At 77.9% G+C, this 5,021-nt stretch carries 3 protein-coding genes; all 3 read left to right on the top strand.

Features of this window, described 5'->3' with window-relative positions:
• A partial coding sequence (locus tag ABD317_RS33335) for an amylo-alpha-1,6-glucosidase (protein ID WP_344295008.1) occupies nucleotides 1–1,750 on the top strand: 1,750 nt, incomplete at its 5' end.
• Between the two features lie 75 nt (nucleotides 1,751–1,825).
• The gene (locus ABD317_RS33330) at nucleotides 1,826–2,584 is read left to right on the top strand and encodes an NUDIX domain-containing protein (RefSeq protein WP_027752622.1); all 759 of its coding nucleotides are present in this window, start codon (nucleotides 1,826–1,828) and stop codon (nucleotides 2,582–2,584) included.
• Nucleotides 2,585–2,813: 229 nt separating this feature from the next.
• Nucleotides 2,814–4,712: an ATP-binding cassette domain-containing protein gene (locus tag ABD317_RS33325; protein WP_344295005.1), complete on the top strand. Its 1,899-nt coding sequence runs from the start codon at nucleotides 2,814–2,816 to the stop codon at nucleotides 4,710–4,712.
• Nucleotides 4,713–5,021: the final 309 nt, after the last annotated feature.

Below are 5,021 nucleotides of genomic sequence, written 5' to 3'. Positions count from 1 at the left end.
CCGTGGCGACGGCGTGGGCGATGCGGTCGGCGGCGGCGCGGCGGTCGGCGGCGTACGAAGCGGCGGGGGAGGGGGCGGGGGTGGGGCCCCCGGGATCGGCGTCGGGACCGGGGTCGGGGCCCGGGTGAGTGCGGAGCCGCCGCCCGACGACGTGATCGCCGCCGCCGGGCTGCTGCGGTGGCACCTGGAGCTGGCGCCGGGCGCGTCGCACACGCTGGAGCTGCGGATCGGGACCGACCAGGCGGGGCCGCGGGAGCTGCCCCCGGCCCCCTGGTCCCCGGCCGCCGCCGCGGCGGGCGACGACCCGGTGGTGGCCCCGTTGCTGGCCACCGCCCTCGACGACCTGCGGACGCTGCTGCTGCGCGACCCCGCGGAGCCGGCCGACGTCCACCTCGTCGCCGGGGTGCCGTGGCGCTGCGCGCTCGCCCCCGCCGACGCGCTCTGGGCCGCCCGCATGCTGCTCCCGTTGGGTACGCGTCTGGCCGCCGGCACCCTCCGCGCCGTCGCCCGCACCTGGCCGGCGGCCCCCGCCGCCGGCGACCCGGGGCCCGGCCGGCTGCCCGGGACCCTCCGGGACTCCGGCCCGCACCTGCCCCCGACGGCCACCGGCGTCGAGGCCACGCTCCTCTTCCCCGCCGTGCTCGCCGAGGCCCGCCGCTGGGGTCTGCCGGAGCGGGACGTCGACGGGCTCCTGCCCGCCGCCGAACGCTGCCTCGCCTGGCTCCGCGCCGCGGCGGACGACCGCGGCTACGTTCCCGACCCCGCCCCGGGCGGCCCGTACCGCTGCGAGACCCAGGCGCACGCCCACCGCGCCGCCCTTCTCGGCGCCGAACTCCTCGACGCCTGCGGCCGCCCCGGCGGCACCGGGTGGCGGCAGTGGGCCGCCGGGCTGCGCGAGCGCTTCCGCGCCGACTTCTGGACCGAGGACGTCGCCGGCGGCAGGCCCGCGGCGGCCCTCACCGCCGACGGGCGTCCGCTCACCCACCTCGGCGGTGCCGCCGCCCACCTCCTGCCCACCGCCGCGGACGCCCTCACCCGCGACCCCGCCCCCACCGCCCCGGCCACCCCGGTCACCGGCCCCACCGCCCCGGCCACCGGCACCGTCGACACCACCGGCTCCGTCGACACCGCAGGAACGGCCGCCCCTCCCGGCGCCCCCGCCGCCGCCCCAGGCGACGCCCCGAGTGCCGCCCCCGGTCTCCTCGACAAGGCCCAGGCCGGCCAGCTTGCCCGCCTCCTCGGCGGTCCCGCCCTCGACTCCGGCTGGGGCCTGCGCAGCCTCGGCGCCGCCGAACCCGGCTTCAACCCCTTCGGCCACCGCGCCGGCGCCGTGCACGTCCACGAGACCGCCGTGGCCGTTGCCGGCCTCTGCACCGCCGGCTACGACAAGGAGGCCGGCACCCTGCTCCGCGGACTCCTCGACGCCGCCGGGCACTTCGGCCACCACCTCCCCGAGATGTACGCCGGCGACCAGCGCACCGCGGGCGGCGCCCCGCTCCCGCACCCGGCCGCCTGCCGCCCGTCCGCCGTCGCGTCCGCCGCCGCCGTGCACGTCCTCACCGCGCTCGCCGGCCTCGGCCCCGACGTCCCCGCCGGCACCGTCACCGCCTGTCCGCCCCGCACGGCCCCGCTGGGCGCGCTTCAGCTGACCGGCTGGCGGCTGGCCGGCGAGCCGTTCGCCGTACGGGTCAGCCGTCTCGGCCACGCCGTCGTCGAGGAAGCCGCCCCCGGCCTCCAACTCGGCTCCTGAACACCGCCCCCTGCCCCCCCGCCGTCTCCTCGGGAAGTCCTGATTATCGTCAGGCAGACGACTATGATCCCGGCCATGCCCCCCTACGAGCCGTCCGCCTACCCCCCGTTCGCCGTCACCGTCGACCTGGTCGTGCTCACGGTGCGCCGGCACGCGCTGAGCGCGCTGATCGTCCGCCGCGGCGAGGCCCCTTTCCAGGGCCGGTGGGCGCTCCCGGGCGGCTTCGTACGCGCGGAGGAGGACCTGGCCGAGGCGGCCGCCCGCGAACTCGCGGAGGAGACCGGCCTGCACACGCACGGCCCGGTGGCGGACGACGCCCCCGCCTACGCCGCGCACCTCGAACAGCTCGCCACGTACGGCGATCCGAAGCGCGACCCCCGGATGCGCGTGGTGAGCGTGGCGCACCTGGTGCTGGCCCCGGACCTCCCCGCGCCCCGCCCCGGCGGCGACGTGGGCGGGGCCCGCTGGGCACCGGTCGAGACCCTCGTCGGGCCCGCCGCCGACGACGGGCAGGAGCACCCGCCGCTGGCGTTCGACCACCGCCGGATCCTGGCCGACGGCGTGGAGCGGGCCCGGTCGAAGATCGAGTACTCGTCGCTGGCCACGGCCTTCTGCCCGCAGGAGTTCACGGTCGGGGAGCTGCGCCGGGTGTACGAGGCGGTGTGGGGCGTCGCCCTCGATCCCCGCAACTTCCACCGCAAGGTCACGGGCACCCCCGGGTTCCTGCTGCCCACCGGCGGCACCACCACCCGGCAGGGCGGCCGTCCCGCCCAGCTCTTCCAGGCCGGCGGCGCCACGCTCCTCAACCCGCCGATGCTGCGCCCCGAAGTCTGACCGTCGAAGTCTGACCGCCGCGCACGCCGGAACCGCCCGCGCCGCCCACGACCGGCGCCCCCGCACCGCCGTCCGGACACCCGCTACGGCCCACGCCCGCCCGGACATGCACCCGTACGACCACACATCCGCAACGCCGCACCCCGCCCGGGCCCGAAATCCCGAGCCCGGGGCACCTCTTGCGCAATCATCCCTATATGTCGGATATCAACCGATTCCGGGAGGTGTGGTGATCCAGGCCATCGGACTCACGAGCAGGCCCCGCAGCGGCCGTCCCCCGGCCGTGCGCGACCTGACGTTCGAGGCTCAGGCGGGCACCGTCACCGCGCTGCTCGGCGAGCCGGGCGCGGGCAAGACCGCCGCGCTGCGCCTCATGCTCCAGCTGGACGGCGGCCGGGGCATCGCGCTCTACGACGGCCGCCCGCTGGGCCGGCTCCCCGCCCCCGCCCGCGAGGTCGGCGCCGTGCTCGGCGACGTCTCGGGCCACCCCGCCCGCACCGTGCTCGGCCACCTGCGCATGCTCGCCGCCGCCGTCGGCGTCCCCGCGGCCCGCGCCGACGCCCTGCTCACGCACGTCGGCCTCGACGCACTCGCCGACGACCGGCTCGACGCCCTCTCCCTCAGCATGGACCGCCGCCTCGGACTCGCCACCGCCCTCCTCGGCCAGCCGCACTCCCTGCTGCTCGACGACCCTGTACGCGACCTGCCCCGCCGCGAGGCGGCCTTCTACTACGGGCTGCTGCGCGAGCTGGCCGCCGCCGGCGTCTGCGTCGTGCTCGCCACCGCCCAGCCCCGCGTCGCCGCCCACTTCGCCGACCGCGTCCTGACGCTGCGCGCCGGCCGGCTCGTCGCCGACGAGGAGGCCGACGACTTCGCCCGGCTGCGGCTGCGCCCCTGCGTGATCATCAGAACGCCGCAGGCCGAGCGGTTCGCCAGCTATCTGACGCGGCAGGCCAGCACGCCGGAGCGGCGCATCGAGGTGGAGCGCCGGGACGGCGGCGCCCTGGCCGTCTACGGGACCGACAGCGCCGCCGTCGGCGAACTGGCGTACCGCAACGGCATCCTGCTGCACCAACTCACCGCCTCCTCCCACGAGTCCGTTCTCGTCGGCCCTCCCACCGCAACCGCCACCCTGGAACCCGGCACCGACACCGGCCCCGGCACAGACACCGGTACCGACACCGAGCCCGCGGACGCCACCGGCCCTACCGACCGCGCCGACCCCGCCGACGCCTCCCTCGGCGCCTCCGGCGACGCCCCCTTCGCCGGCCCGCTCCGCCGCCGCTGGCTCCCCGGCCCCGCCCACCCCCTGCGCTACGAGCTGCGCCGCGCCGCCTCCGGCTCCCGGCTGCCCCGCGTCGCCGCCGCCGGCACCCTCGCCGCCTCCGTCGCCGGAGCCGCCTTCCTCGCGCACTCCGCGGGCGGCGCCGCCGTCGCCGACGACTCCGCCGTCCGCACGCTCACCGGCTGGGCGCCGGTGTGCCCGCTGCCGCCCGCCGCGATCGGCGCCGGGCTGATCGGCGCGCACGCCTTCGGCCAGGAGTTCAGCTTCCCCTCGCTCACCCCCGCCGTCGGCGCCGTGCCGCGCCGTCTCGGCCTGCTCTTCGCCAAGCTCACCGTCAGCACGGCCGTGGCGCTGCTGCTCTTCGTCGCCGTTCTGCTCGCGGACGCCACGGCGCTGCTCGTGCTCTTCGGCGACGTCGTGGACATGCCCGCGGACGGCGGCCTGCAGCTGCTGAGTTGGGCGGGCGTGACGGTCGGCTGCGCGTGGACGGGCGTGCTGGCCGCCGGGCTGTTCACGTCGGCGTCGCTGGGGCTGGCCGCCGTGCTCACCGTGCCCGTCGCCGTCGCCCCCGGCGTGCACGCGCTGGCCGGCACCGACGCCGTACGCCGGCTCGGAGAACTCCCGCTGCAGCTCATGCGCCTGCTGCACATCCCGTGGCCGGAGGGCCGGCCGCACCTCGGCGGCGTGTTCGGCGTGCCCGCCCAACCCTTCGGGCACGCGCTGGTGTTGTCCCTCGGCGCCCTCCTCTGCGCGTACGTCCTCACCGCGGGCCGCGCCCGCTCCCTGGGGCGGGGCGGCGGTCCGGGGTTTGTCCGGAGGGTGTTCAACTCACCTGGTGATTAGCCGGTTTCCTGCCGTTTTCCCGCCGGTTCCGCGCCGGAGCGGCGTCAATGGAGGGACGCTGGGCGATCACCCTTTCGTGTGCTTTTCACCAAAGCCCTCAAGGCGGCCGGGACGCCCGCCGACAAAGGTTTCGTGAGTACCCTTGCGCAGACCATGATGACGGCCCGTTCCTCCGAGTCCGGCTTCGCCGGCCACGGGGATCTCGACCGCTACCCGTACGCGGACGGCCACCCCGCCGCCGCTCCCGCCGCCGCCCCCGCACCCCCGGCGAACGCCCCGGGCCCCGGCCCCGCCGCGCAGGCCCCCGCG

Source organism: Streptomyces synnematoformans, from assembly GCF_039531005.1.
Classification (GTDB): Bacteria; Actinomycetota; Actinomycetes; order Streptomycetales; family Streptomycetaceae; genus Streptomyces; species Streptomyces synnematoformans.
This window is presented reverse-complemented; position numbering and strand designations above follow the sequence as displayed.